The organism is Cetobacterium sp. 2A (genome assembly GCF_014250685.1).
GTDB lineage: Bacteria > Fusobacteriota > Fusobacteriia > Fusobacteriales > Fusobacteriaceae > Cetobacterium.
This window is the reverse complement of record NZ_JACFAJ010000001.1, coordinates 47,686-74,517: the sequence shown is the minus strand read 5'-3', so window position 1 is coordinate 74,517 and position 26,832 is coordinate 47,686. Positions and strand designations below refer to the sequence as shown.

The window sequence follows — 26,832 nt, the reverse complement described above, 5'->3', positions numbered from 1 at the left end:
ATTTACTATAAACATAATTTCCAGTATAAACATTCTACAATACTTTTAAGTAATCTTTCCATATCTTTTGAATTAATTTCTCCAATATTTCCTATTCTAAAAGTGTCAGATTCAGAAACTTTTCCTGGATAAATTACAAAACCTTTTTCTTTTAACAATTTATAAAATTTCTCAAAACTAAATTCTGAAGATTTTGGAGAATAAAAAGTCGTTATTATTGGTGACATTTCACTATCTTGAAGCAGTGTCTTAAATCCTAATCCTCTCATTCCATTAACTAAAAGATCATGATTTTTTGTATATCTCTCTTCTCTTGCAGTGACTCCACCTTCAGCCTCTAATTCCAATAAAGCTTGATAGAATGCTCTAACAACGTGAGTTGGGGATGTAAATCTCCACTTACCTCCACTTTTTTCCATAGTATCCCATTGAGAATATAAATCTAAAGATAAAGATTTTGCATTCCCCTTACAGACTTCTAAACTCTTTTTATTAGCCACAACAAAACCGAATCCTGGAACACCTTGAATGCACTTATTAGCTGAACTTATTAAAAAATCAATCTTCAAATCATCTATTCTTATATCTATTCCACCAAAACTACTCATAGCATCAACGATAAATAATTTATTGTACTTCTTTACTATTTTACTAATTTTTTCAATTGGATTTAATCTTCCTGTAGTTGTTTCACAGTGTACGACAGCAACATGAGAAATTTCCTTATCCGTTTCTAACATTTTCTTTAAAAGCTCTAAATTAACTTCTGATGTTTCTCCAAAGTTCATCTCTACACTGGATAGTCCTAGTACATTTGCAATTTCTACTATTCTTTTTCCATAAACTCCATTAACTATTATTAATATTTTGTCCTGTTCTCTTCTTATTGAGCTTCCAATTACAGACTCAACCACAAAAGTTCCACTACCTTGCATTAAGATTGTAGTATATTCCTCTTTATTTTTTACTCCTATATTTAGTATTTTATCTCTCATACTTTGTACTAATTCATTATATTCTTTATCCCAAGTACACCAATCTTTTAACATTACCTCTTTTACTGTATCACTTGTTGTTAAAGGTCCTGGTGTTAAAAGTATATAAGGTCTTTCTATTTTATTCTCCATCTTTTTCCTCCTGAACTTCCCTTATGGCTGATTCTAATATATTCATAGCTATATCCAAATCTTTTTCTTTTATTGTTAATGCAGGTGCTAAAGTTAAAACTGATCCGCTAGAAATTTTAAAACTTAATCCTCTATCTAAACATTTATACATTATTTTTTCAGCTTCCATTAAAGCTTTTTCTTTTGTTGTTCTATCTTTTACTAATTCTATTCCAAATTGTAGTCCTATTATTCTATAGTCACCTATAATACTATATTTTTTCTTCATAGAATCAAGTTTGATTTCTATTTTTTTACTTAAATCATTTACGTTATCCATTATTCTATTTTTTTCGATATATTCTATCGTAGCTAAGGCTGCAGCAGAGCCCACTGAACTTTTTTCATGAGTATAGTGTCCAAGAGCAGTCTTTTGACCTATATCTAAATCGTCTCTTGCTATGAGAGCGGCAATAGGAAAAATTCCTCCTCCTAATCCCTTTCCTATTACAACCATATCTGGTTCAATATCAAAGTTTTCAAAGGCAAAAAATTTACCTGTTCTACCAAGTGCAATAGGAGTCTCATCTAATATTAGTAATACATTGTGTTTATCACAGATTTCTCTTATTCTTTTTAAAAATCTTTTTGGTGGAACCATAATATCTGTATTTCTAAATGTTTCCATTATTACAGCAGCAACTTCTCCTTGTTTTTCTATTGTATATTCTAAAATTTCACAAATTCTCAAATCAAAATCTTCAGAATTTCCAAATAGTGGCCTATAGGAATTATAAGGAATAATATGTTCACATCCTGGAATCATTGGTCCTAGTCCTTTTCTAAAAAATTCCTCTCCACCAACGGATAAAGCGTCCATCGATGCCCCATGAAAAGAGTCCCAAAATGATATGAAATTATGCTTTCCTGTTGCTAACTTTGCAAGCTTCATAGCCATTCCTATAGCTGATGTAGCTCCTGGTGTTAAAAGTATTTTATTTAATTTTTTAGGAGCAAGTTCAGTTAATTTTTTAGCAAGGGCAACCGCTTTTTCATTGGTATATCTTCTTGGAGAAAATGGAAGTGAATCCATTTCCTCTTTTATAGCTTTTATGACATCGCAGTTTCCATAACCAACTTGATGTACATTATTTCCATGAAAATCTAGATAGAGTTTTCCATCTAAATCTTCAATATAAATTCCTTTGGAACCTTTTAAAACATTTAAACAAGGAGTTGATAAGGATTGATGTAAAAAATATTTAGCATCCTCTTCTAAAATTCTAAGAGATTCTTTGCTTAGATTTTTATTTTGCCATGTTTCTCTAAAGCTTGAAAGGTTAGTATCTCCTTCAACTCTTAAGCTTTCATCTAACTTCATTACGGCCTTTCACCTCTTAGTAATTTTTCATTTATCTGATTTATTATTTCATCTAAACATCCCACTTCTTCAATTATAAAGTGAGCTCCGTTATCTAAAAATCTTCTTCTCACAACTTCTAATTTTTCATTCAATTCATCTTTAGGCATATTTATTACTTCTTCTTCTGTCAATCCTAACTCTGAAGATCCTTTTAATATTCCTACAGACCAGCATTTTGCATTTACACCCTCTTTTATGTCAGAAACTGTATCTCCAACTTTTATTACACACTCAGGATTATTTAGTTTTAATACTTTCATATTTTCTAATATCATGTATGGATGAGGTCTTCCTGCTGGTTGATTACTTGGAGTTGATAGAAAGTCTGGTGAGTATCCTTTTTCTTTTGCGTGCTTTTCAACAATATCCATCATTTTTCTTGTATAACCAGTTGTAGAACCTATTTTTAGTCCTTTTTCTCTAAGTCTTTTTATTAATTCAAGTATCCCTGGAACTGGAGTTGTAAAATCTGGTAAAATTTCAAAAAGCTGTTTTTCAAAGTTAAAATATAATAAATTTACATCATCTTCATTCCAATTTCTACCATATTTTTCTTTCCAAAGATTTGATATTCTTTCTACAGAAAGCATTGCTATGACATGATCTATTTTAAGCATTCCCATGGGTCCTCTAGCTTCTTCGATTGTTGGTTCTATACCTTTATCTTTAAATATATCTAAAAAAACTTTCACTGGAGCAAAGCATCCATAATCAACTGTTGTCCCTGCCCAATCAAAAATAACTCCTTCTATTCTCTTCACAAATTGCCTCCAAAATTTTATTTTATTTTTCTATTTTTTTATGATAATAATTTTTAAAATTATTAACTATTAAGTTTATAAACAGTATTACTATTGATAGAGCAAAGATTAGATTAAATTGATTATTCTGTTCTAAACTTTTTATACTCAGTGATAAAGTTTGAACTTTATATGTTGAAACGAATATTAATGCACTCATAGTTGTAAATGAACTTATAAACAGGTAGCTCATTATGTCAACAAATGGTCCTTTCAAGTTAGGAATTATAATCTTTATTACAGTTTTAAGGTATGAATCTCCCAAAACGTAAGAGATATCTTCTAAGTTATCATTTATTTTTTCTAATGAGTTCTTAAATAGCAAGTAAGGTGATGTAAAGAAATGGACACTATTTAGAAGTATCATTGTTATCATTGCATATTTTGATAGTCTATAGTTACTAACTATTAATAAGTATCCTAGTCCTAAGCTCATTCCTGGAATTATGTTGGGCATTAAACAGATTGTATCTAATATTTTCTTAAACTTATTAGTTGATCTTGTTGTTACAAGAGCGGTAAAAAAAGTTATAATTGTTCCGAGTATTGCCGTATAAATTGCAACTTCAAATGTTGTAACTACATTTCTATAGAAACTTATTCTTTTTAGGGTGTTTTTATTCCAAATATCTAAACTAAAACTAAAATCATAAGGCCAATTTTTTACAAATGGGACTATAAATATTACTGAAAATACAAGGATTATTATTGAAAAGTATATAAAAGTGACTCCACATAGTAAGAAATCTCTTTTTTTATTTTCTGTAGGTTGAACTTTTTGAATATTATCTAAACTGGTATATTTTTTTTGATAGTAAGATACTATTAAATAGTTAATAAGTGGGACCATTAAAAGAATAACACCTATTATTGCCCCTTTTCCTATTTGTGGAACTGAACCAAGGGTTGTCTTGTAAAGATACTTTGCTAAAGTATCATAATTTAGAGCCATTGGTAATCCAAAGTCTGAAAAAGCTAGAGAAAATCCTACAAAGAAAGCATTTATAAGCCCTGTTTTCATTCCTTGGAAAGTAACATTTTTAAAGGTTTGCCACTTTGTATCATTTAAAACTTTTGAGACCGTATATAAATTCTCATCCAAGTATCTAAAACTATTATTTATTATCATAAAGATAGGACCTATTGTGTAAATCATATATCCTAAAATAAGGCCTTGATATGAATAAACATCAATTAGAGGAGTTCCAATAAGCCTTTTTACCAATCCATTAGCTCCAAACACGTAGATTATAGCGAATCCATAACTTATGGAAGGAAGGAGCATTGGAAGAACTACTAAATTTTTTAATAGATTTTTGTACAAATTGTGAACTTTAGTTCTCCTCATTAAATAAACTAAAGCTAAAGCTAAAGTTGTTGTTAACGCTGAACTTATTGCTGCTAAAAATATACTTTTAAGAAAAGAATCATAAAAATCTTTATCTTTAAAAATACTAGTTAAATTATTTAAAGTAAAAGCCCCGTTTTCGATGAATCCATAAAGTACTAATAATGTAAATGGAATTAGTAAAAATAGACCCAAATAAATAAAAACGAATGAACTTATAAAGTTTAGTTTTCTATTCTGCATCTAAGACCTCTTTTATATTGTTGAATTTTAGAATTAGAAGATTATTTATAAATTTTTCTACAAATTCAGATTTAGGTTTTTTTATTATATTGGCAGGAGTATCAAACTGTTCGATATGACCTCCATTTAGAATTAAAACTTTATTTCCCATTGTTAATGCTTCTTCTGGATCGTGAGTAACCATTACTATCGTTATTCCTAATTTCTTTGCACTCGCCATAATTAAGTTTTTAACTTTTTCTTTTACCATTCCATCTAATGCACTTATAGGTTCATCTAAAAGAAGGACTTTAGGTTTTATTGCTAAAGCTCTAGCTAAACTTACTCTTTGTTTTTGTCCTCCACTTAAACTAGATATTGGTTTATTTATATGTTCTTTTAAATCCATCATTTGGATTATATTATTTAGTTCCTCTTCTCCTATTGGTTGTTTTTGATTCTTTATTCCATATCTTATATTTTCCATTGCATTAAGATGTGGAAATAGTGCGTAATTTTGAAAAGCTATACTAAATTGTCTCTCATTTGGTTTTGTATGAATAATATTTTTTTTATTTAATAATAGTTCTCCTTCACAAGATGTTTCTATTCCTAGTAGTATTTTTAAAAGAGTTGTTTTTCCGCAACCACTAGGTCCCAGTATTGAAACAAAATCATTTTCTTCTATGTTTAAGGAAATATTATTTAATATTGTTTTATCATCATATCTTTTTGTGATATTTTTTATCTCAAGCATTTAAAACTTCCTTTTATATTTTTTTTTCATTATTTTTTAAATATTCTTATATGTTCATCTAATAAATCTTTTGTTAAAGGTTTTGAGAATATTCTTGGATTCATTGTAGAATCAGTTGGAACGTTGTCTGATTCGTAAATTTTAGCTGTATTTATAGTTGATATCTCTTTGTGAACAGGTTCTGATGTTATTATTTCCAAAACTTTTCTGATTTGTGGAGTATCATTCACCAAGGCAAATGATTCAGTTATAATGTAGTTTCCTTCTTTTGGATCAGAAACTTCCATTGGGATTCCTTCCATTTTTTTCATTTCAGCTTGATGTCTCATCCCAACGCCAATTGCTACTTCGCCTGATTGAACTTTTTTTATAGGAGCAGAACCACTAGCTTCAATATGTGGACCAGCATTTGTTTTTATTCCATCAATTATTACTTTTGCTTCTTTTGTATCATAGTTATCTAGGATTGCTTGAATCATTAGCCAACCAGTTGTTGATGATTCTAAATTTGGAAAGCTAATTTGCCCTTTATATATTGGATTAGCTAGCTCTTTATAACTCTGTGGTACAGGTAATCCCCTTTTTTCTAATTCTATAGTGTTATAGAAAATACTTCCTGAAAAAGCTATGAAAGGAATGTAGTAAGTATTTCTAAAATCTTTTACAATTTTTGTTTCATCAAATGCATGTTTTTTTAACATATCATATTTATCTTTATAAGTTTCTAGATAAAATGAAGAAAAAGTTAAGATGTCAGCTTCTGTATTTTTATTTTCTATTTCAATTTTCCCAGCCAAATCTGAAGTACTAAACTTTACTATTTCTACTTTGTCCTCTAACCCTTTTTTATTTAACTCTTTATTCATTATGTCTATATATTCATCTTCTGCGTTTGAATAGATTAGAACAACATCATTATCTGCCATTATTTTTTCTGATCCTATTCCCAAAACTGATATTACTGTCATCATTATAAGAAACATATTTAATAATTTACTTTTAATTTTATTTTTCATTTTCTCTCCCCTTTAATAGTTTTTAACTGATTCCCGTGTTTAGTATATCAATCCAATGTAAAGTAACTATTGTTTTTCGGTAAAGAAAATGTAAACAAAGAAAACTTTAAAATATAAGTAGTCCAAATAAAAAAAGCACCACAAGTTTTATTTAAACTTGTGATGCTCTAGTATTAGAAGTCTTAATTTTTTTATTAATCATCGATGAATTTAAAGTATATTCTTAATTATAAAATCTATTGCTCTGTTAATTGTCCTGTCAAGATTTTCTGGAGTTGTAGTACTAGGATTAACCCCAATTTACAAATAGTAAATTATTAGTCGGTGGATTCATTGGTGGAGATGAATCGTAGCCATTAGTTTCCACCAATTGACATTTACTAGTTATTGTTGATAATATTTTGAAGTTGAATAAACAAATCTTTAAAACCTTCGAAATTAATATTATCGAAAGGAGGGGTTTTTTTATAAATATAATTAGCAAAATCGGACTTAGATAATGCTAAGCTTTGATCTTTACTATTTGAAACATCAGTATCAATAATTTTTTGCGTTGTTTCTTCTAAATGTTTAGAAATTTTAGAGGAGTTTTCATAACAAATATCAGTATCTTTAAGAAATCTTCCTTTTTTACTGAATTCATTAGAAAGATATAATCTTCTTTCACAAGGAGAAGTTTGCAATAAATCTGAATCATAGTAAAGGAGCTCAACACTAATTCCTTCAGTATTTTTTTTTCTATGAGAAGGATCATTTATACAAAAAGCAAAAACATTATTTCCTAAGTGCTCGAAAGTCAGATATTTTTTTCCAATACTATGATCTGAATCAAAAATACCAATAATTTTATTATTTTGAGAAAACTTTGAAAGACTCAATAAAATAGTATTTAGTTCTGAGACACTCATATTTAATTTTATAGACGGAGCATCTTTAGATTTATCATTAGAGTCAGTATATTCTAGAAAATTAATATCTAAATCAAGAAACAAATCTTTTGATTTAAAAAATTCAAGTGCAGTTTTAAAATGTTTCCAATCTGTTTTCCCCTCTGTGATAATTAAAGGTTTTTTATTGTTAGGCAATTGATTTAGAAAATAATCAATATTAAAAGCTTCTTTTATAATCTCTTCATTTGTCCAATTAAAAAATTTTTTTTCATCGGAAACAGAAATATTTCCAGAGTAATCTTTTTTTAAAGTGATAACTTTATCATTAGCTCTAGTTTCGTTATGAAGAATAAAAGGAGAATGAGTAGTTAAAATAATTTGATTTGTATACTGTTCTGATTTACATAGAATTTTAAAGAATTCAACAATTTTCATTTGCCAAGTAGGGTGTAAACTGATTTCAGGTTCATCTATTAAAATTATTCCTTTATTTGAATTTTGATTTCTGAGTAAAAACCCTCCTCTAAAAACTATTTGTTTTTCTCCAGAACTTAATTGGTTTATAGTCATTTTTTTTTGATTTTCTGTAAATAAGATTTCTTTATTTCCAGAAATGTTTTTAATACCATCAAATTTTTTACAAGGGAACATAAAATCAAAAGCATTTTTAAATCTCTTAGTCCTAATTTTTTTTACTTCTCTGGGAGGAGCTAACCCTGGATTTTCTTCAACCCATCTTGCAAGATCACTATTATCGGAAGAATCAATATCAATTAAGAGTTGAGCAATTTCAGTTGAGATATTTTCTGTTTGCTTTAAACTATCTTTTAACTGTTCGTCAATTTCTTTTGCAGTGACACTACTTATTTCGTTAACATTAAAATTTATTTGGGTTGTAGAATAAGTAGTTTGAAAATATTTTTTTGAATTATTCAAAATAAAGAAATAATTATCTACAGATATAATTTCTGTACCATTATAATATTTAATTTTAGAATAATTATTTTCAGAAGAGGTATCTAAATAAACTGTAAACTTATTTTCAATTAGATTTATTATTCTGAAATCATTTTCAGTTTTAATGGAATTAAATTCATCTTCATTTAATTCTATTTCAAATTCATAAATTGCATTTTTAAAATGAGTTGAATTGGGACGTAGATTATGATTAGAAAAATTATGAATAAGATCTAATATTCTAGTTTTTCCAACACCATTTTCTCCAGCTAATATTATGGTATTAACTACTTTACCGTCCTCGTTTGTAAAGTCTAACTCCATATTACCTAGGACATAATCATTTTTTATTGTTAATTTTCGAATTTTCAAAATATGCCTCCTAAAAAATATTGTAAACTATATAAAAAACCATACAGGCAATTTATGTTGTTTGTATGGTTTATATTTAACAACTTTTAAATTTACTACAGTAAACTTCAGTTAGTGGATTCATTGGTGGAGATGAAAATAACTGAATCCGTGTCCCATACTTAAGTTTATATTTATTTTAAAATTAGCTCAACAGGGCAATGATCAGAGCCTAAAATTTCTGTGTGTATATTAGCTTCGACTATGTCAGTTGCGAGTCTATCAGAAACTAGGAAGTAATCTATTCTCCATCCAGCATTATTTTTACGAGCACTAAATCTGTAAGACCACCATGAATAAACACCCTCTTGTGTTGGGTGCATATAACGATATGTATCTATAAATCCAGCATTTAAAAGCTCAGTAAATTTACCTCTTTCTTCATCTGTAAATCCAGCATTTTTTCTATTTGGTTTAGGATTTTTTAAATCTATTTCCGTATGAGCTACATTTAAATCTCCACAAATGATTACAGGTTTTTTATCATCTAGTCTTTTTACATACTCTCTAAATGAATCATCCCAGTCCATTCTATAATCTATTCTGGCCAATTCTGATTGAGAGTTTGGAGTATAGACAGTTACAACAAAATAATTCTCAAATTCTAATGTAATAATTCTACCCTCTTGATCATGTTTGTGAAGACCCAGTCCATACATTACATCCAAAGGTTTAGTTTTGGTAAAAATAGCGGTCCCAGAATATCCTTTTTTAACAGCATGGTCCCAGTATTGATAGTATCCATCTAATTGTAAATCAATTTGCCCATCTTGTAGTTTTGTTTCTTGAAGACAAAATATGTCAGCATCAACTTCTTTAAAATATTCAAGAAAATTCTTTTGAACAATTGCTCTTAGTCCGTTAACATTCCATGAGATTAATTTTATCATTATTCTGCCAACTTATAAATTTCTACTATATCTTGCTTATTTAATTTTACAAAATTTCCTTGTGGTCCAAATTCAGTAGCTTTAGATGCCATTTCTTCAAATTTCTCATTATTAATTCCAGCATCTTCTAAAGTTACAGGCATCCCAATTTCTTTGAAGAAGCTTGTCATTTTTCTGATACCTTCTAGAGCTGTTTCTTCAGGAGAATTATAATCATATTCTACATTCCAAACACGAGTGGCAAATTGTATAAATTTTTCCATATTATGCTTATAAACATATTTCATCCAAGCTGGGAAAATTATAGCCAATCCTGCTCCATGAGCTATATCGTAGATTCCACTTAGTTCATGTTCAATGTTGTGAGATGCCCAGTCACCAAGTCTACCAGTTCCTAAAAGATTGTTATGAGCTATTGTAGATGCCCACATGATTTCAGCTCTTGAGTTATAATCAGTTGGATTTTTTAACGCTTTAGGTATATTTACTATCATTGTTTTTAATGTTGCTTCACAAAGTCTATCTGTAAAATCTACATTTGGCTCATTAGTAAAATATCTCTCCATAACATGGGCCATTATATCTACACCTCCAGCAGCGGTTTGATACGCAGGAAGAGTGTAAGTTAGTTCAGGATTCATAATTGCGAATTTGGGTCTTATAACATCTCCACCAAATGATTTTTTATACCAACCATTTTCATTTGTAATAACACTTCCACTACTAGACTCACTTCCAGCAGCCGGAATAGTTAAAATTACTCCAATTGGTAGAGCATCTGTAACTAATAATTTTTTCAAGAAAAAATCCCATACATCTCCATCATATTTAGCTCCAGCTGCTATAGCTTTAGCTGAGTCAATAACACTTCCACCTCCAACAGCTAAAATTATATCTATGTTATTTTCTTTACAAATTTTTATTCCCTCATTTACAAGACTAAGTCTCGGATTGGGTTTGACATTATTTAATTCAAAAATCTCAATATTATTATTTTTAAGTTCGGCTATTACTCTATCATATAATCCTGATTTTTTAATACTTCCTCCACCGTAGTGCAGAAGCACTTTTTTCCCATATTTTGCAGTTTCTACTCCAACTCTTTCTTCAGTATTTTTACCAAATATTATTTCTGTTTTATTCTGAAAATCAAAATTTAACATATTATACCCCCTAGAATTTATGTATTAAAAAATTCACTCTAAATTGATTTTACTCTAAAATAACAAAAATATTAATAGAAAAGTGAAAAATAAAAATTATTAAGAGGAATTAAATTTTTTCAATAGTATATTATTTTAATTTAATCAGACATTTTAGGGAGGTTTTTAAAATGAAAAAACTTGCGATGGGTATTTTATTAGGTCTTACTTTAATGGGATGCTCAAATCTAAACACGACTGAAAAGAGCGCTCTAGTTGGTGCAGGAGTAGGAGCTCTAGCTGGGCAAGCTATTGGTGGGAATACGGCAGGAACATTAATAGGAGCAGGAGTAGGAGCCTTAGGTGGTGCTGCAGTAGGTAATTATAGATCAACAGGAAGTGTTTTAGGGAAATAAACAATAAATTAATAAAAACTTGAGTCTCTTCATTTAAGATGGGACCCAAGTTTTTTTATTTTCGGATATTTTATTAATATAATCATAAATTTTTTGTTCATGCCAATATGGAAAATCTTCTAGTTGTGAGAAACCTATATGTCCCCCAAATTCAGGAGTTTCTAATTGAATATATGAATTATTTTCAGATTCCTTATAAGGATAACAGTCGCTTCCCATAATTGGATCGTCTAAAGGCATTAAAATATAAGTAGGGATTTTTATATTTTTGAGTGTATGTATGGAGCTATTTTTTTCATAGTACTCATATGATGATGAGTATCCATAAAGAGGAGCCGTAAAAATTTCATCAAACTCCATAAGTGTTTTAATCTTTTGAAACTTATTTAGATCTATTAAATTTTTATAAATTCCAGGATAAAGTTTATTTTTTCTTATAACTTTTTCTTTTAAACTTTTAAGAAATTGATTTTGATATATTAAACTGGCTGAAGCTTTCATTTTTTCAGCAGAACACAGCAGATTACAAGGCGGAGAAACAGCAGTAGCAACTGCTAAATTTTTTGGATAGTGTTCACAAGTTCCAAGGTATCTTAAAATTAGATTGGCTCCAAGACTAAAGCCTACAATACCAATAGTTGAGTATTTATTATACTTTTCTACGACAAATGTTAAATCTTTAGTACAACCAGAATTATAAAAATATGGCTGTTTATTTATTTCTTCACTACATCCTCTATAATTTATAGCTAAAATATCCCAGTTTCTTTCAGAAAAATATTTTGCCATTCCCTTGATGTATTTACTGTTTGAACTTCCTTCCAATCCATGGCATAAAATAAGAAGCTTATCGCTTCCTGTTTTAACCCAGTCTAAATCCAGAAAATCATTATCTGGTGTTTCTATCCGTTCTCTTTCATATTTAATTTCAATCTTTCTAAATAGTGTAGGAAAACAAGTGTTTATATGTTTATTTTTAAATATAAAACTTGGAGTATAATCTGTCATTGTTTATCACCTTTGTAATGTATTTGAATTAATTTATTCAAAAAATTATTCTAAATAGATTAAAAAAATCCTTTAAAAAGGATTTTAACTTTTAAGAAATTTTGTGGTACAATTTAAAGTGAAAGAAGAATGAAAATATGATAAGGGGAAGAGAAAATGAAAATAATTAGTTTTTTAAACTTTAAAGGCGGTGTTGGAAAAACTACATCAACTCATTGCATAGGAGCGGCTCTATCAGAGCTTGGAAAAAAAGTTTTATTAGTAGATATGGATCCACAAGGAACTCTTTCATTTTTTTCAACGGAAGAAATTATAAATAAATCTACTTTTGATCTATTACTAAGAAAAGCTGGAGTAACTGATTGCATAATGAAGTTAGAAGAGTTTGACTTGATACCTAGCACAATAGATTTAACAGTTGCGGAGTTACAACTTAATATAACTTATAATAAAGAATATAGATTAAAAAATTCTTTATCTGAAATAAAAGAAAATTATGATTATATTCTAATAGATTGTCCACCAAGTTTATCTATATTTACATTAAACTCATTAGTGGCATCAACAGATTTAATAATTCCATGTGAGTGTGAATTAGCTTCTATGGATGGATTAAATTTACTTCTTAAGAGTTTAGAAGATGCAATAAATGAATTAAATCCTACATTGAATATTTTAGGAATATTACCGACAAAGTTAGACGGAAGAAAAAAAATATCGGGAGAGATATATGAGGTGTTGAAAGAAAGTCATCCAAATATATTCCCAGCAATTAGAATAAATAGTAAATTAAGTGAACTAGGAATAGAAAAAAAATCAATTTTCAAATCCGATAAAAATTCTAAAGGGGCAAAAGATTATTTAGATATTGCAAAGGTGATAGCGAATGTCTAGTAATAGATTAGATAAATTAAGAAGTATAAATAAGAAAAAAGAAAATTCGGTAACTGATAAAGAGGCATTGAAAGATTTAGTGATGAGTGATATCAGAAATATACAATCCACATTTGATTATGATTCTTTAGGAATAGATAGTTTAGATAAAAATTTATTAATAGATTTTGAAAAGGGACTTTTAGTTCAAGGTAAAAGATTAGGAGAAATAGCATATGAAATTGGAGATATTTTAGAAAAAGCTAGAGCAGTCTTCAATAGGTATGCAAAATCTGAGAATGATCCAAGTTTTATGATGTGGTATCAAAACGTTGGACTAAATAAAGATCAGGTATCGATTTTTACAAAGAGATACCAACTTTGTTTAAGCTATAAAGATAAGAAAGAAACAATATTATCTTTAACAGATCATGCAGTTAAATTACTTTCAAATAAAAAAACACCGGAGATAGTTTTAGAAAAAGTTTTATCTGGAGAAGTTAAAACAGCAAGAGAAATTAAAGAGGCAAATGAAAAAGCTATTTCGAAAATTTTCGAAATAGAAGAAGTTGTGGATTTCGATGTCTTTGAAAAAAATAGTATATGGATAAACAAGAAAAATAAAGAAGAATATAAAGTTATTTCTCTTGCAATAGATGCTACAAATTCAAGAGATGGTCTTTCGGTTGTTTTATATTTAAAAAACAATAAATATTTTGTTAGAGATAGAGCAGAATTTTTAGAGAAATTTTACAGAAAACATAATCTTTAATATGATAAAACCATAGGGAGAAGTATGAAATTAATAATAGCAGAGAAACCTGATTTAGCTAGAGCAATTGTTTCGGCTATATCGGGGCCTCAAAAAAATGAGGACGGATACATAATAAAAGGTGATTATACAGTAACGTGGGCATTTGGACATCTTTTTAAATTAAAGAGTCCAGAGGAATATGATATTAAATATAAGAAATGGAATTTAAAAGAATTGCCTATATTTTTTGAAAATTGGGAAGTTGCGCCAATTTCAGAAAAACTTAAACAAGTTAATATAATTGGGAATCTTTTAAAAAAATGTGATGAAGTTATAAATGCAGGCGATCCAGATCCTGAAGGACAACTTTTAATTGATGAAATATTGACATATTTTAAAAATGAAAAACCTGTAAAAAGAGTATTGATAAATGATAATAATACAGAAGCAGTAAAGAAGGCTATGTCAAGATTAGAGGATAATTCAAAATATGAACCTTTAGGAAAAAGTGCTTATGCTAGAGCAGTTTCTGATTTTTTAGTTGGAATAAATGCTTCTAGATATTTCACTCTTCTTAACCAAGGTGCTGGAAATTTAAGTGTTGGAAGAGTTCAAACTCCTACATTAGGATTAGTAGTAAATAGAGATTTACAAATTGAAGCACATTCTAAAGAAAAATATTATGAATTATTTTTAGTTGTTGATGAAAAGAGCACTAGCTCAAGTATTAGATTTAAATATGTTATAGATAAAAACAACCCAAACTCTGATGAAGATGGTAAAATAAAAGACGATAAAATATTAAAAGAAATTCAATCAGAGAGTCAAGGGAAACAAGTTGAATTTGAAGTGACAAAAGCAATCCAAAAAGAAGAGCCTCCTCTACCATTTAATCTTGCAAAGCTTCAGTCTTATGCAAATACAAAATTTGGATACTCTCCATCAGAAACGCTTGATATAACACAATCTTTAAGAGAAAAACATAAAGCAATAACATATAATAGATCAGATTCTCAATATTTAAATGAAGAGCATCATTTGGAAGCCCCAGATGTTTTAAAGAAAGTATTAGAGAATTTAGGAATTAAAAATTTAGAAGAAATAGATTATGAGAAAAAATCAAAATGTTTTGATAGCTCAAAAGTGACAGCACATCACGCCATAATTCCTACTAAAAAGAATTTAGGATTAAATTCTTTAACAGAAAAGGAAAGAAATATTTATATAACAATTTGCAATTTCTATATTATTCAGTTTTTACCACATATATTGAAGGAAAAAACTGAGGCAGAATTAGAGATAAATAATGAAAAATTTAAAACTACCTCAACAAAAATTTTAGAAGTTGGATATAAAAAATATTTGAAAGAAAAAGTTGAAACAGACAAAAGTGAAGAGAGTTCACAGCTTTCAAAATTATCAGAAGGAACGTATGAGGGGGAAGTCAAAGAGAGTATCATTGAGGAAAAGACTACAACTCCTCCTAAAAGATACACTGAGGCAACGTTAATTCAAGATATGACTTCAATATCAAAATTTGTTGAAAGTAAGGATATTCAAAAACTATTAAGAGCAAAAGATAAAGATAAAAAAGGTGAAAATGGTGGAATAGGAACACCTGCTACTAGAGCTACAGTTTTAGAGATATTGTTTAAAAGAGGATTTATTGAAAAAAATAAAAAACAAGTAATATCGACTGAACTGGGTAAAAAATTTTATAATTCTCTTCCAGATGAATTAAAAAAACCAGATATGACAGCCAAATGGTGGGTAATTCAAGAAGAGATACAAGATAATGAAGCAGAACCAAACAAATTAATTTATAGTGTTTTAGATACTTTAAAAGAAATTCTTTCCAATGATAGTTATCCTAAGTTATATCAAAAAGAAGTTATAGGGATTTGTCCAAGATGTGGAAAAAATATCTATGAGAGTGAAAAAGCATATTACTGCGAAGGATTTAAAGATGACCCTAAGTGTGGGTTTTCTATTTGGAAAGAAAATAAATTTTGTGGATTTATAGATAAGGAATCTGCTCAAAATTTTATAAAAGGCGAGAAAGTATTATTCCAAAAGTTAAAAAGTAAAGCTGGAAAAGAATATAATGCATATTTTGTAATTGAAGATACTGGAAGTTATATTAACATCAAATTAGATAGTTTTGAAAATAAAATTAATAAACCCACTTAGAACATTTACTTTTTGGTAAATTATGGTATATATAATGGTAGCGTACTAATTATTTATAAGCTGAGGGGGAGAAAAAATGGTAAAACAAAAGAAAGATAATTTAATTATCAAACTTATTTTAGGGGTGGTCATTGGACTTATACTTGGATTAACAGCAAATTCTCAAGTTATTGGGATAGTTCAAACAGTTAAGTATATGTTGGGACAAGTTATATCGTTTACTGTTCCATTAATTATTTTAGGATTTATAGCACCTGCAATAACGAAAATGAAAGCAAATGCTAGTAAAATGTTGGGGACTATGTTAGCTCTAGCATATGCTTCATCGGTTGGAGCTGCTTTATTTGCAATGGTAGCTGGATTTATATTAATACCAAAATTAAATATAAATTCAACAGCTGGTGGATTAAAAGAATTACCTGAGATTCTTTTTAAGTTAAATATTCCACCAATACTATCGGTTATGTCTGCTTTAGTTTTAGCTTTATTTGTTGGACTAGCTGTAGTATGGACAAAGTCTGATGGAATGGAAAAACTTTTAGATGAATTTAATAACATTATGCTCTCAATAGTTCATAAAATAATAATTCCAATTTTACCTGTATTTATAGCTTCAACATTTGCAAGTTTAGCTTATGAAGGTGGGATAACAGAGCAATTACCAATATTTTTAAAAGTTATAGTAATTGTTTTAATTGGACATTTTATATGGCTGGCATTACTTTATTCTATCGGTGGAGTTGTATCAAAGCAGAATTCATTCAATTTATTAAAACATTATGGACCGGCTTACTTAACGGCAGTTGGAACAATGTCTTCAGCAGCAACATTACCTGTAGCTTTGAGTTGTGCAAAGAAATCAAAAGTTCTACACGATGATATAACAGATTTTGCAATACCTTTAGGAGCAACTGTTCATCTTTGTGGATCAGTTTTAACGGAAGTATTCTTCGTAATGACGGTTTCACAAGTTCTTTACGGGACTCTTCCATCTGTAGCAACAATGGTTTCATTTATATTACTACTTGGAATTTTTGCAATAGGAGCACCTGGAGTACCTGGTGGAACTGTTATGGCATCACTGGGAATAATATCATCAGTTTTAGGATTTGATGATAGTGGAATAGCTCTTATGTTAACAATATTTGCATTACAAGATAGCTTTGGAACTGCTTGTAATGTAACTGGAGATGGAGCTTTAGCACTGATTCTAAATGGATTATTTAAAAAAGATTTAGAAAAGAGCGAAGTAGTTCAATAAAAAATAAAAAAAGCTATTCAGACAATGTCTGAATAGCTTTTTTTATAATCCCAAAGCTTTCCCGTCTCTTCTTGGATCAGCTCCTCCTCTCAAAGTTCCGTCAGGCATATAAACAATCCCTTGTACAGACCCAGATCCCCATTCTCCATTACTGTTTACTTTGTGACCCATTTCTTGAAGTTTATATATATATTCAGGATTTAAACGAGATTCATAATTTATTTCAGCAGAAGTATTATCCCAAATTCTAGGGGCAGAAATAGCATCTTGAATATCCATATTATGATCTATGACTTTACTTAATACTTGAGCTACTGTTGCAAATATTTTGGCACCTCCTGGAGTTCCTAAAACCATGAAAGGATTTCCATTTTTTAAAATTAAAGTTGGAGTCATTGAACTAAGTGGTTTTTTTCCAGGTTCTACAGAATTAGCGTGTCCAGGTCCTGTTACAAAATCATCCATCTCATCATTCATTATGATTCCATATCCATCAACACAAACTCCACTTCCAAAATATCCATTTATGGTTTTTGTAACTGCGACCATATTTCCTGCTTTATCAGCTATAGAAAAATGAGTAGTATCCTCATGTTCATATTGCCATGGATTATGTGGCTCATGAGTATTTGCTTTGGTTAAATCAATTTTATTTATGATATTTTTAGCATATGCTTTAGATGTTATTCCACCTAGTGGAACTTTTACAAAATCTGTATCTCCCATATATTTGGATCTATCAGCATAAGCTAGTTTAAATGCTTCTGAAAAAAGATGAAGATATTCAGGAGAATTTACTTCTAGAGAACCAATATCATAATTTTCTAGGATGTTTAATATTTGGATAAGATGAGCTCCACCCGAGCTAGGTGGTGGGGATGAAATGATCTCATAACCTCTATAGTTACCTACTATTGGCTTTCTTACAGAAACTTTATATTCAGCAAGATCTTCGAGTGTAAAAAGACCATCGTATTTATTTACAGAGTTTACAATAGCTTCTGCAACTTCACCTTTATAGAATCCATCAGCGCCTTTTTCTTGTATTATAGAAAGTGTTTTTGCTAAATCTGGATTTTTAATTATATCTCCTGTTTCATATGGAAAACTTCCATCTTTCCAATATATTTTAGTTATTTCAGGAAATTCAATCATAGTATCATATGTTTCTTTAAGTACTTCTGCCAAGGTTGGAGATACAGTATATCCATTAGTAGCCAAATCAATAGCAGGTTGTAGAACTTCATTTCTAGACATAGTTCCATATTTTTCAAGTAGGTAAAGAAGTCCGGCAACCTCTCCGGGAATTCCAGAAGCTTTTCCACCATCAGTTTTTTGTTTTCCAATAACTTTTCCTTTATCATCTAAAACCCACATTTTTGGAGTTGCATTTTTGGGAGCAATTTCTCTAAAATCTATAAATATGACTTCACCAGTTTCAGCTATTCTTAAAGTCATAAAACCTCCCCCACCTAATCCAGAAGAATGAGGTTCACATACAGAAAGAGCAAAAGCAGTAGCAACAGCGGCATCAACAGCATTTCCGCCTTTTTTAATTATATCTGCTCCTATTTTTGATGCTTCATACTTGCTCGCGGCAACTATTCCTTCTTTTCCAGTAGAATCTCTATTAGTTCTGAGAAGTTTTCCCTCTTCGTCATAAAGTTTGAATTCATCTAATACGGTTTCTTTTTTTACTTGAACATTAGTTTGTGTTTGTAAAGCATAGGATGAAAGATTCATTCCTAAAGCAGTAACGATGGCAATTAAGAGCTTTCTTTTCATTTTTATTTTCTCCTTTGTGGTCGTTAGTGGTACGAGTATACTTTGAGTTTTTTATTTTGTCAATGTAAGTAGAAAAAGTCGACTTATATAAGTCGACTTTTTTATTTTTTACCAATTATAAGTTCTTCAAGTGATAATTTAGGAACAAATTGATTATAGTGATGAGAGCCCAAATCTTCTCTTGAATATTTCATATTTTCATCTTCTACTTCTGTCAAGATAACATCATCTGTAGGAATACCTATAGGCATAACGAAAAGTGGTGTATATTCTTTTGATATTTCTAATAGCGATAAAATATCATCTTTTTTTACAGGTTCCATGAAATTAACTCCATATCCTAAAGATGTAGCAATTAGTTTCATATTTTGAAGAGCAATTCCACAATCTGTATATATAAAGTTTAAAGGTAATTTGGAAGGATTGTTTGTAAATATGATTATATAAGCTCCAGGAGCTTCATCTTCCGAGGGTTTCCATTGTATTTGACTAGCCCATACAACATCTTTAAAAAGTTTAGAACAAATATTTTTATCATTTGTTAAAAAATATCTTAAAAATTGTTTATTTGCTCCAGCTGATGAGAAATGAGCTCCTTCCATGATTTTCATTAGATCATCCATAGGGACAGCTATATTTTTAAAACTTCTATGGGAACGAGCTTTTTTTATTAAATCTAAAATTTTCATTAAAAAATCCTCCTTACCGCATTAATATATTTGGAATTATATACCAATAAATACTACTATTTCCTTTAGAATAAACTCCAATCTTGCTGTTTATAGTTAGATACTGTATAATATGAAGGTTACTATTTTGAAGGGGGTGAAAATTTGAAGTGAGTTAATTGATTGGACATTACTTTTAGGTTAAAAGTATTAAAAGAAATACAGTTATTTCAAATTTTCATGCTAAGTGCTGCGTGAAATATAAAAATTTTACGAAGGAGTACATAATGAATATAAAAACAACAACGATTACTTTTACAGGAGTAGGAATAGCCTTAAATATAGTATTGGCAGTACTTGCAAAAAGTTTTAAAATTCCATTTTTATTTTTAGATACAGTAGGAACAATACTTGTTGGAGCTGTTTTAGGACCAATATTTGGTGGATTAACAGGACTAATTACAAATATTATAACGGCAATGGTAAATAATCCAGTTGAACTTCCATTTGCTATTGTAAATATGGCGATAGGGGTAGTTGTTGGACTAATTTCAAGAAAATTTGGATTTACTTTAAAAGTTGCTGTACCTACTGGAATTTTATTAGCTATATTAGCTCCAATGATAGGAACTCCGATAGCTGTTTATTTATTTGGAGGGCTTGCAGGTGGAAGTTTAGATATTTTAACAGGATGGCTTGTTAAAAGTGGACAGAAAATATTTACAGCAACATTTATTCCGAGAATAATATCAAACTTAATAGATAAAATTGGTTCATGTGTAGTAGTTTCAATTATAATATCAAGAATACCAGGTTCTCTTTTAAGAAAGATTAAAGGAGAATAATTATGAATAGAGGTAAAAAAATAGTTATACTGAGTCATTGTATAATTAACCAAAATTCTGTTGTAAAACCATATGCAAAAAATGGTAAAGATTTTCTTCCTTTTATAACTTGGTGTTTAAGTAATAACATTGGAATAATTCAACTTCCCTGTCCAGAAACCGGTATTTTAGGACTTAGAAGATGGGGTCATGTTAAAGATCAATTTGAAAATAGCAATTTTATAAATAGTTCAATAAAATATCTAGAGCCATTTATAGATATAATTCAAGATTATTTAAAAGAAGAGTATCAAATACTTGGAATATTTGGAATAAAAGGGAGTCCAAGTTGTGGAATTTCAAAAACTTGCAGGGCTGATTGGTGTGGAGAAGCTAGTAGTTATGAAAGTATAAATGATATAAGTTCAAGAGTGAAAATGGTTGATGAAAAAGGTGTTTTTATGGAAAAATTTGAAGAGCTTTTAAAGCAAAAGAATATTTCGATTCCATTTATAGATATAGATGATTGGAGAATTGAAAATGATTAAATTTAAAGAGATATCATTTTCATATAATGATGCCCCCCTTATATCTAACCTGAATTTAAATATAGAAGAGGGAAAATTTATAACTATTTTAGGAAAAAATGGATCTGGGAAATCGACACTTTTAAAGTTATTGTTTGGAATAGAAAATTTAAAATTTGGAGATATTATTGTAAATAAACTAAGCTTAAAAAATAATCCATATGAAGTTAGAAAGATTATGGGATTAGTTTTTCAAAATCCTGATGAACAGATAGTCTCAGACTCTATAGAAGAGGAATTAGCTTTTTCTATGGAGAATTATGGTTATGATGAAGAAAAAATAAGAGAAAGTATGAATGAAGTATTAAATTTAGTGGGATTATCTCATAAATTAAAGAGTAAAATACATACACTTTCTGGTGGTGAAAAACAGAGGTTATGTATTGCTTCTGCGATGGTTTTAAATCCAAAAGTTTTAGTTTTGGATGAGGCTACATCGATGTTAGATACTAATAATAGAGAAAATATTATGAAAATACTTTCTGGGATCAATAAAAAAGGAGTAACCATTATAATGGTTACTCATCATCTATTAGAATTAAAATATTCGGAAGATGTTATTTATATTGAAAAAGGAGAGGTTGTTTTTCAAGGAGAAAAAACTTCTTTTATTAGAGATTTGATTTTAAATTCAAATAAATTTAGTTTAAATTTACCAACTTCATTTAAATTAATTGGTGAAATATATCAAAGAAAAGGAATAGATTTATCAGAATTTGTCTTTGATATAAAAAAGGTTGGTGAAAAGTATGGATCTATCTTTAGATAAAATTTGTGTTAGTTATGACAAAGAAGATGTAGTGGATAAAATTTCACTTTCATTTTTAAAAAATGATTGGCATTTTTTTATTGGAACTACCGGAAGTGGTAAATCGACACTTTTAGAAGCTATATCTGGACTTGTTAAAATAAGTTCAGGTGAAATCTATTTAAATAAAAAATCTATAAAAGAAAAGAGTGTTTTAAAAGAACTTAGAAACAGTTTAGGGATAATGTTCCAATATACTGATAGACAATTTTTTAATCATACAGTTAAAGAGGAAATTATCTTTACTTTAAAAAATAAAAAATTAAAGTTAGAGTTAATAAATAAAAAATTAGAAGAAATAGTGAAAAAATTAGAACTACCTCCAGAAATGCTAGAAAAATCACCTTTTGAATTGAGTGGCGGTCAAAAAAGAATGGTGGCATTGGCCTCGATATTAATAAATGAGCCTAAAATTTTAGTCTTAGATGAGCCTACAGTGGGATTAGATGTAGAAACAAAAGAACTTTTCTTTAAAATTTTAAAGCAACAAAATGATGAAGGAGTTACTATTATACAATCTTGTCATATACTTGAAGATGTTGCCGAATATGCTAAAACAGTGACAGTTCTAAAAAATGGTAAGATACAAGCCAGTGGATTACCAGAAGAGATAATTCTTTCTAGAAAGATATTAGAAGAGGCAAACTTAGAACCACCTGAAATACTAGAAATAACAGAATCGTTTAGAGCATTTTATGAAGAACTTCCAAACTTTTTAAAAGTTGAGAAATTACTAAATTATTTGGAGGAAAATAAAAATGTTGAAAAAATATGATCCTAGAACTATTTTTTTATCTACAATTTTTATAATAATAGCTCTAGTATTGATGAAGACGCCTTTAGAAATGCTTTTATGTGGTATTTTGGTATCGGTTCAAATATATATATTTAAAATTGATATAAAAAATCTAAAAAGAATATTAAGTTATTCAATTGGATTATTCATATCTATAATATTTGTAAATTATTTTTTTATGGGAAAATCTGAAACTGAAATTTTATTAAGTTTGGGAAGAGTATTAGGAATTATAATGTTATCTGTATCAGTTCTTTCATCAATGGAAATAAGTGATATAGGATATTCGATAGAAAAAATATTTAAGCCTTTAAAATACTTTAAAATACCGGTAGAATCTATAGGAACAATAATAGCTATATCGCTCAAATTTATTCCTTTAATTGAAGAGGAATCCAAAAGAATATTAAAAGCTCAAAAAGCTAGAGGAATAGATTATGATATAATGAAGATATCAGAAAGAATAAAAAATATTCCAACTCTATTTTTACCAGTAGTTATATCTGGAATACAGCATTCGATAAATTTAGCCACTGCAATGGAAGTAAGGGGTTATGGTGCACCTTATAAAAAGACTAGACTTAATGAGTCAAAAATAAGTTTTATCGAATATAGCTATTTGATTTTTATTTTAATATTTATATTTGTATTGGGAGTGATTAAATGAGTGTAAAGAAAACAAATGCTATCAGAGAAATTGAAAAATCTAAAATACCTCATAAAATAATGACGTATGAGGTTGATGAAAATAACTTAGGAGCTATAAATGTTTCTTTGAAAACTGGAGCTGATATAACTAAGGTATTTAAAACTTTGGCTCTATTTAATGAAAAGAAAGAGTTAATAATAGCTTGTGTTCCAGGAAGTGATGAGTTAGATTTAAAAAAATTAGCTAAGCTATCAGAAAGTAAAAAAGTTGAAATGATTGATATGAAATCACTATTGGAAAATACAGGTTATATTCGTGGTGGTTGTTCTCCGGTTGGAATAAAAAAACGTCATAAAAGTTTTATACATCAATCAGCACTATTAAAAGATACAATAATAATAAGTGGTGGAGCTAGAGGAATACAATTAGAACTATCACCTAATAGTTTGATAGAATACTTAAAAATGATAGTAGGAGATATAATAGTATAAAGATAAATCCCAATAAATATTAGATTAATCTGATATTTACTGGGATTTTTTTATTTGAAATTTAATTATTTTTTTAGAGCTTTTTCTACAGCTTCTTTTATAGCAGAAGAAGTAACAGATGCTCCAGCCACATTAATAACATCAGTTGAATTTTTTTCAATAATTTGTGGTACTATTCCTTTAATAGCCTTTTTTAATCTACTATTTCCTTTTTCAGCAACTACATCAATTTTTTGAATTTTTTCATTTTCTGTAGTAACAGTTGCAGTAATTTTTCCATTGTATCCATTAGATTCTCCAACAGTAGTTTTAGCAAGAGCAATTGTAGTTACTAACATTATTCCAAATAAGATTTTTTTAATCATTATATCCCCTCCAACTTTTATGGTAAGTATATCATAATATTCAAAATTGGTATACAATAATCTCAAAACATAACCTTACCCATATAGGGGGGGTTGACATTTGAAAAAAACATGATATTATAAATTTAACAGAAGCTATTATAAAAGTGAAATAAAAAGGAGAGAAAAATGATTGAAAAAATATTAAAAATAGAAGGAATGAATTGTTCATCATGTTCAATGCATGTAGAAAAGACAGTGAAAAAATTGAATGGAACTCTAGAAGCAAATGTAAATTTAGCAACCGAGAAGTTAAAAATTAAATATGATAGTTCTAAGCTAAATATGGAAGATATAGTGATTGCTGTTAATAAAGCTGGTTATAAAGTTGTGAAAGATAGTCAACCCGAGAGAGATGTTGTGGACTCATTGTCGAAAAGATTCATTACTTCAGCTATATTTGCTATTCCACTTTTAGTAATTTCTATGGGACATATGTTTGGATATTCTCTTCCAGAATTTATAGCACCAGAATTTAGTCCAAGAACTTTTGCAATATCGCAATTATTATTAACTACTCCTATTATGATAATTGGATGGAATTTTTTTAAGGTAGGGACAAAAACTCTATTAAAAGGTGCACCTAATATGGATTCACTCATAGCGATAGGAACATCAACGGGTTATTTGTATGGCTTATTTGCCGTATATCAGATTTTTAATGGAAATTTAAGTTATATTCATCAATTATATTTTGAATCTTCTGCTACAATTTTAATGTTAATAACTTTAGGAAAACATCTTGAATCAATGAGTAAAGGTAAAACTTCAGAGGCTATAAAAAAATTGATAGAACTTGTTCCTAAAACTGCTCGTATAGAAAGAGTTAGTAAAGAGCTTATAGTTCCACTAGAAGAAGTAAAAGTAGGAGACATTGTAATAATAAAGCCTGGAGATAAGGTACCTGTAGATGGAGTAGTAGTCGAAGGAAGTACATCAATTGATGAATCTATGCTAACAGGAGAAAGCATTCCAGTAGAAAAAATTGTAGGGTCATCAATAATTGGGGCAAGCATAAATAAAAATGGTTTTGTAAAATATCGTGCTACAAAAGTTGGAAAAGACACTGCTTTAGCTCAAATAATTAAGCTTGTAGAAGAAGCTCAAGGTTCAAAAGCACCTATTGCAAAAATGGCCGATATTATTTCTGGATATTTTGTACCAATAGTAATGGTTCTTGCTATACTCTCAGGATTGGCTTGGTATATAGGAACTGGAGACTTGATATTTGCAATGACAATTTTTATATCGGTACTTGTAATAGCATGCCCGTGTGCTTTAGGGCTTGCAACTCCTACAGCAATAATGATTGGAACAGGAAAAGGTGCTGAATACGGTGTGCTTATAAAAAGTGGTGAGGCATTAGAGACAGCTCATAAAATCCAAACTATAATTTTTGATAAAACTGGAACAATAACAGAAGGAAAACCAAAGATTACAGATATTTTAGTGGAGGGAAAATTTTCTAAAGATGAAATATTAATTTTTGCTGCTAGTGCAGAAAAGGGATCAGAGCATCCATTGGGTGATGCTATTGTTAAAGCTGCAGAAGAAAAAGATTTAGAACTTAAGCCAGTTGAAAGTTTTAAAGCAATACCAGGATATGGAATAGAAGTTGAAATTGAAGAAAAGTATATTCTTTTGGGAAATTATAAGCTGATGACTGAAAGAAATGTTGAACTTAAAAATTTAAAAGAGGTTTCAAATAGATTAGCTGAAGAGGGAAAAACACCAATGTATATTGCTATTGACCAAAAGATAGCTGGAGTAATAGCTGTTGCCGATACGATAAAGAAAAATTCTAAAAAGGCAATAGAGGTTCTCCATAGAATGGGGATAGAAGTAGCAATGATAACTGGGGATAATGAAAGAACAGCTTATGCAATTGCAAATCAAGTTGGCATAGATAGAGTTTTTGCAGAAGTTCTTCCTAAAGATAAAGCAACTGAAGTTAAAAGGCTTCAAAATGAGGGAAAGAAAGTAGCGATGGTAGGAGATGGAATAAATGATGCTCCGGCTCTAGCTCAGGCAGATATAGGTATTGCAATCGGGTCAGGAACAGATGTTGCAATAGAATCTGCAGATATAGTTTTAATGAGAAGTGATTTAATGGATGTATCAACTGCTATTAAACTTAGTAGAGAAACTATTAAAAATATAAAACAAAATTTATTTTGGGCATTTGGATATAATATACTAGGAATTCCAGTAGCTATGGGAATACTATATATTTTTGGTGGGCCTCTTTTAAGTCCAATGATAGCAGGTGGAGCTATGAGCATAAGTTCAGCCTCTGTAATCACGAATGCATTGAGACTTAAAAGATTTAAACCCGAAAATGGAGAGAAGATCTAGA

General features: G+C 29.1%; 25 protein-coding genes. 12 read left to right on the top strand and 13 right to left on the bottom strand.

Annotation, left to right across the window (positions count from 1 at the left end):
- Positions 1 to 5: 5 nt before the first annotated feature.
- From phnW to H3N56_RS00310, 9 genes are all read right to left on the bottom strand, one after another.
- Positions 6 to 1,127, bottom strand: a complete 1,122-nt coding sequence (phnW, locus tag H3N56_RS00350; RefSeq protein ID WP_185879371.1) for a 2-aminoethylphosphonate--pyruvate transaminase — start codon at positions 1,125 to 1,127, stop codon at positions 6 to 8.
- Positions 1,117 to 2,487 (bottom strand): aspartate aminotransferase family protein, encoded by a 1,371-nt coding sequence (locus H3N56_RS00345; RefSeq protein WP_185879370.1) that lies wholly within the window; start codon positions 2,485 to 2,487, stop codon positions 1,117 to 1,119. The genes phnW and H3N56_RS00345 overlap by 11 nt, the downstream gene beginning before the upstream one ends.
- Positions 2,487 to 3,290 (bottom strand): phosphonoacetaldehyde hydrolase, encoded by an 804-nt coding sequence (gene phnX, locus H3N56_RS00340; RefSeq protein WP_185879369.1) that lies wholly within the window; start codon positions 3,288 to 3,290, stop codon positions 2,487 to 2,489. The genes H3N56_RS00345 and phnX overlap by 1 nt, the downstream gene beginning before the upstream one ends.
- A gap of 22 nt (positions 3,291 to 3,312) precedes the next feature.
- Complete coding sequence (locus H3N56_RS00335) at positions 3,313 to 4,920, bottom strand: ABC transporter permease subunit (protein WP_185879368.1); 1,608 nt, start codon at positions 4,918 to 4,920, stop codon at positions 3,313 to 3,315.
- Positions 4,910 to 5,656, bottom strand: coding sequence for an ABC transporter ATP-binding protein (locus H3N56_RS00330; protein WP_185879367.1), 747 nt, complete (start codon positions 5,654 to 5,656; stop codon positions 4,910 to 4,912). The genes H3N56_RS00335 and H3N56_RS00330 overlap by 11 nt, the downstream gene beginning before the upstream one ends.
- 29 nt (positions 5,657 to 5,685) lie before the next feature.
- On the bottom strand, positions 5,686 to 6,672 hold the full coding sequence (locus H3N56_RS00325) for an extracellular solute-binding protein (protein WP_185879366.1): 987 nt from the start codon (positions 6,670 to 6,672) through the stop codon (positions 5,686 to 5,688).
- A 380-nt stretch (positions 6,673 to 7,052) separates the two neighbouring features.
- A complete protein-coding gene (locus tag H3N56_RS00320; RefSeq protein WP_185879365.1) occupies positions 7,053 to 8,891 on the bottom strand; it encodes an AAA family ATPase in 1,839 nt (612 codons plus the stop codon).
- Between the two features lie 173 nt (positions 8,892 to 9,064).
- Positions 9,065 to 9,817, bottom strand: coding sequence for an exodeoxyribonuclease III (locus tag H3N56_RS00315; protein WP_185879623.1), 753 nt, complete (start codon positions 9,815 to 9,817; stop codon positions 9,065 to 9,067).
- A gap of 2 nt (positions 9,818 to 9,819) precedes the next feature.
- Positions 9,820 to 10,983, bottom strand: coding sequence for an iron-containing alcohol dehydrogenase (locus tag H3N56_RS00310; RefSeq protein WP_185879364.1), 1,164 nt, complete (start codon positions 10,981 to 10,983; stop codon positions 9,820 to 9,822).
- Between the two features lie 170 nt (positions 10,984 to 11,153).
- On the opposite strand from H3N56_RS00310, the gene H3N56_RS00305 reads away from it, so the two are divergent.
- Positions 11,154 to 11,378 (top strand): YMGG-like glycine zipper-containing protein, encoded by a 225-nt coding sequence (locus H3N56_RS00305; protein ID WP_185879363.1) that lies wholly within the window; start codon positions 11,154 to 11,156, stop codon positions 11,376 to 11,378.
- A 33-nt stretch (positions 11,379 to 11,411) separates the two neighbouring features.
- Here the strand turns inward: H3N56_RS00305 and H3N56_RS00300 are convergent, their stop codons facing one another.
- Positions 11,412 to 12,386, bottom strand: coding sequence for a YheT family hydrolase (locus tag H3N56_RS00300; protein WP_185879362.1), 975 nt, complete (start codon positions 12,384 to 12,386; stop codon positions 11,412 to 11,414).
- A gap of 156 nt (positions 12,387 to 12,542) precedes the next feature.
- On the opposite strand from H3N56_RS00300, the gene H3N56_RS00295 reads away from it, so the two are divergent.
- From H3N56_RS00295 to H3N56_RS00280, 4 genes are all read left to right on the top strand, one after another.
- Positions 12,543 to 13,280, top strand: a complete 738-nt coding sequence (locus tag H3N56_RS00295) for a ParA family protein (RefSeq protein WP_185879361.1) — start codon at positions 12,543 to 12,545, stop codon at positions 13,278 to 13,280.
- Complete coding sequence (locus H3N56_RS13255) at positions 13,273 to 14,031, top strand: hypothetical protein (protein ID WP_255492120.1); 759 nt, start codon at positions 13,273 to 13,275, stop codon at positions 14,029 to 14,031. The genes H3N56_RS00295 and H3N56_RS13255 overlap by 8 nt, the downstream gene beginning before the upstream one ends.
- Positions 14,032 to 14,055: 24 nt before the next feature.
- Complete coding sequence (locus tag H3N56_RS00285) at positions 14,056 to 16,203, top strand: DNA topoisomerase 3 (RefSeq protein WP_185879360.1); 2,148 nt, start codon at positions 14,056 to 14,058, stop codon at positions 16,201 to 16,203.
- 76 nt (positions 16,204 to 16,279) lie between these two features.
- Entirely contained in the window at positions 16,280 to 17,464 is a 1,185-nt protein-coding gene (locus tag H3N56_RS00280; RefSeq protein WP_185879359.1) for a dicarboxylate/amino acid:cation symporter, read from the top strand.
- Between the two features lie 42 nt (positions 17,465 to 17,506).
- Here the strand turns inward: H3N56_RS00280 and ggt are convergent, their stop codons facing one another.
- Positions 17,507 to 19,249, bottom strand: a complete 1,743-nt coding sequence (gene ggt / locus H3N56_RS00275) for a gamma-glutamyltransferase (RefSeq protein ID WP_185879358.1) — start codon at positions 19,247 to 19,249, stop codon at positions 17,507 to 17,509.
- Between the two features lie 101 nt (positions 19,250 to 19,350).
- Complete coding sequence (locus H3N56_RS00270) at positions 19,351 to 19,938, bottom strand: nitroreductase family protein (RefSeq protein ID WP_185879357.1); 588 nt, start codon at positions 19,936 to 19,938, stop codon at positions 19,351 to 19,353.
- 266 nt (positions 19,939 to 20,204) lie between these two features.
- On the opposite strand from H3N56_RS00270, the gene H3N56_RS00265 reads away from it, so the two are divergent.
- Genes H3N56_RS00265 through ybaK form a run of 6 tightly spaced genes read left to right on the top strand, consistent with a single transcriptional unit; the run spans position 20,205 to position 24,072 of the window.
- A complete protein-coding gene (locus H3N56_RS00265; RefSeq protein WP_185879356.1) occupies positions 20,205 to 20,762 on the top strand; it encodes a CD3073 family putative ECF transporter S component in 558 nt (185 codons plus the stop codon).
- A gap of 2 nt (positions 20,763 to 20,764) precedes the next feature.
- Positions 20,765 to 21,289, top strand: coding sequence for a CD3072 family TudS-related putative desulfidase (locus H3N56_RS00260; protein WP_185879355.1), 525 nt, complete (start codon positions 20,765 to 20,767; stop codon positions 21,287 to 21,289).
- On the top strand, positions 21,282 to 22,097 hold the full coding sequence (locus tag H3N56_RS00255; RefSeq protein ID WP_185879354.1) for an energy-coupling factor ABC transporter ATP-binding protein: 816 nt from the start codon (positions 21,282 to 21,284) through the stop codon (positions 22,095 to 22,097). The genes H3N56_RS00260 and H3N56_RS00255 overlap by 8 nt, the downstream gene beginning before the upstream one ends.
- The gene (locus H3N56_RS00250) at positions 22,078 to 22,911 is read left to right on the top strand and encodes an energy-coupling factor ABC transporter ATP-binding protein (protein ID WP_185879353.1); all 834 of its coding nucleotides are present in this window, start codon (positions 22,078 to 22,080) and stop codon (positions 22,909 to 22,911) included. Before H3N56_RS00255 ends, H3N56_RS00250 begins: the two co-directional genes overlap by 20 nt.
- Positions 22,895 to 23,599 carry an energy-coupling factor transporter transmembrane protein EcfT gene (locus H3N56_RS00245; protein WP_185879352.1) on the top strand — a complete coding sequence of 235 codons (705 nt, stop codon included), beginning with the start codon at positions 22,895 to 22,897 and terminating at the stop codon, positions 23,597 to 23,599. The genes H3N56_RS00250 and H3N56_RS00245 overlap by 17 nt, the downstream gene beginning before the upstream one ends.
- The gene (gene ybaK, locus H3N56_RS00240; protein ID WP_185879351.1) at positions 23,596 to 24,072 is read left to right on the top strand and encodes a Cys-tRNA(Pro) deacylase; all 477 of its coding nucleotides are present in this window, start codon (positions 23,596 to 23,598) and stop codon (positions 24,070 to 24,072) included. Before H3N56_RS00245 ends, ybaK begins: the two co-directional genes overlap by 4 nt.
- Before the next feature lie 65 nt (positions 24,073 to 24,137).
- On the opposite strand, the gene H3N56_RS00235 is transcribed toward ybaK, so the two are convergent.
- Positions 24,138 to 24,437, bottom strand: coding sequence for an FMN-binding protein (locus H3N56_RS00235; protein WP_185879350.1), 300 nt, complete (start codon positions 24,435 to 24,437; stop codon positions 24,138 to 24,140).
- A 168-nt stretch (positions 24,438 to 24,605) separates the two neighbouring features.
- Between H3N56_RS00235 and H3N56_RS00230 the strand changes: the two genes are divergently transcribed.
- Positions 24,606 to 26,831 carry a heavy metal translocating P-type ATPase gene (locus tag H3N56_RS00230; RefSeq protein ID WP_185879349.1) on the top strand — a complete coding sequence of 742 codons (2,226 nt, stop codon included), beginning with the start codon at positions 24,606 to 24,608 and terminating at the stop codon, positions 26,829 to 26,831.
- The last annotated feature ends 1 nt before the right edge of the window (position 26,832 follow it).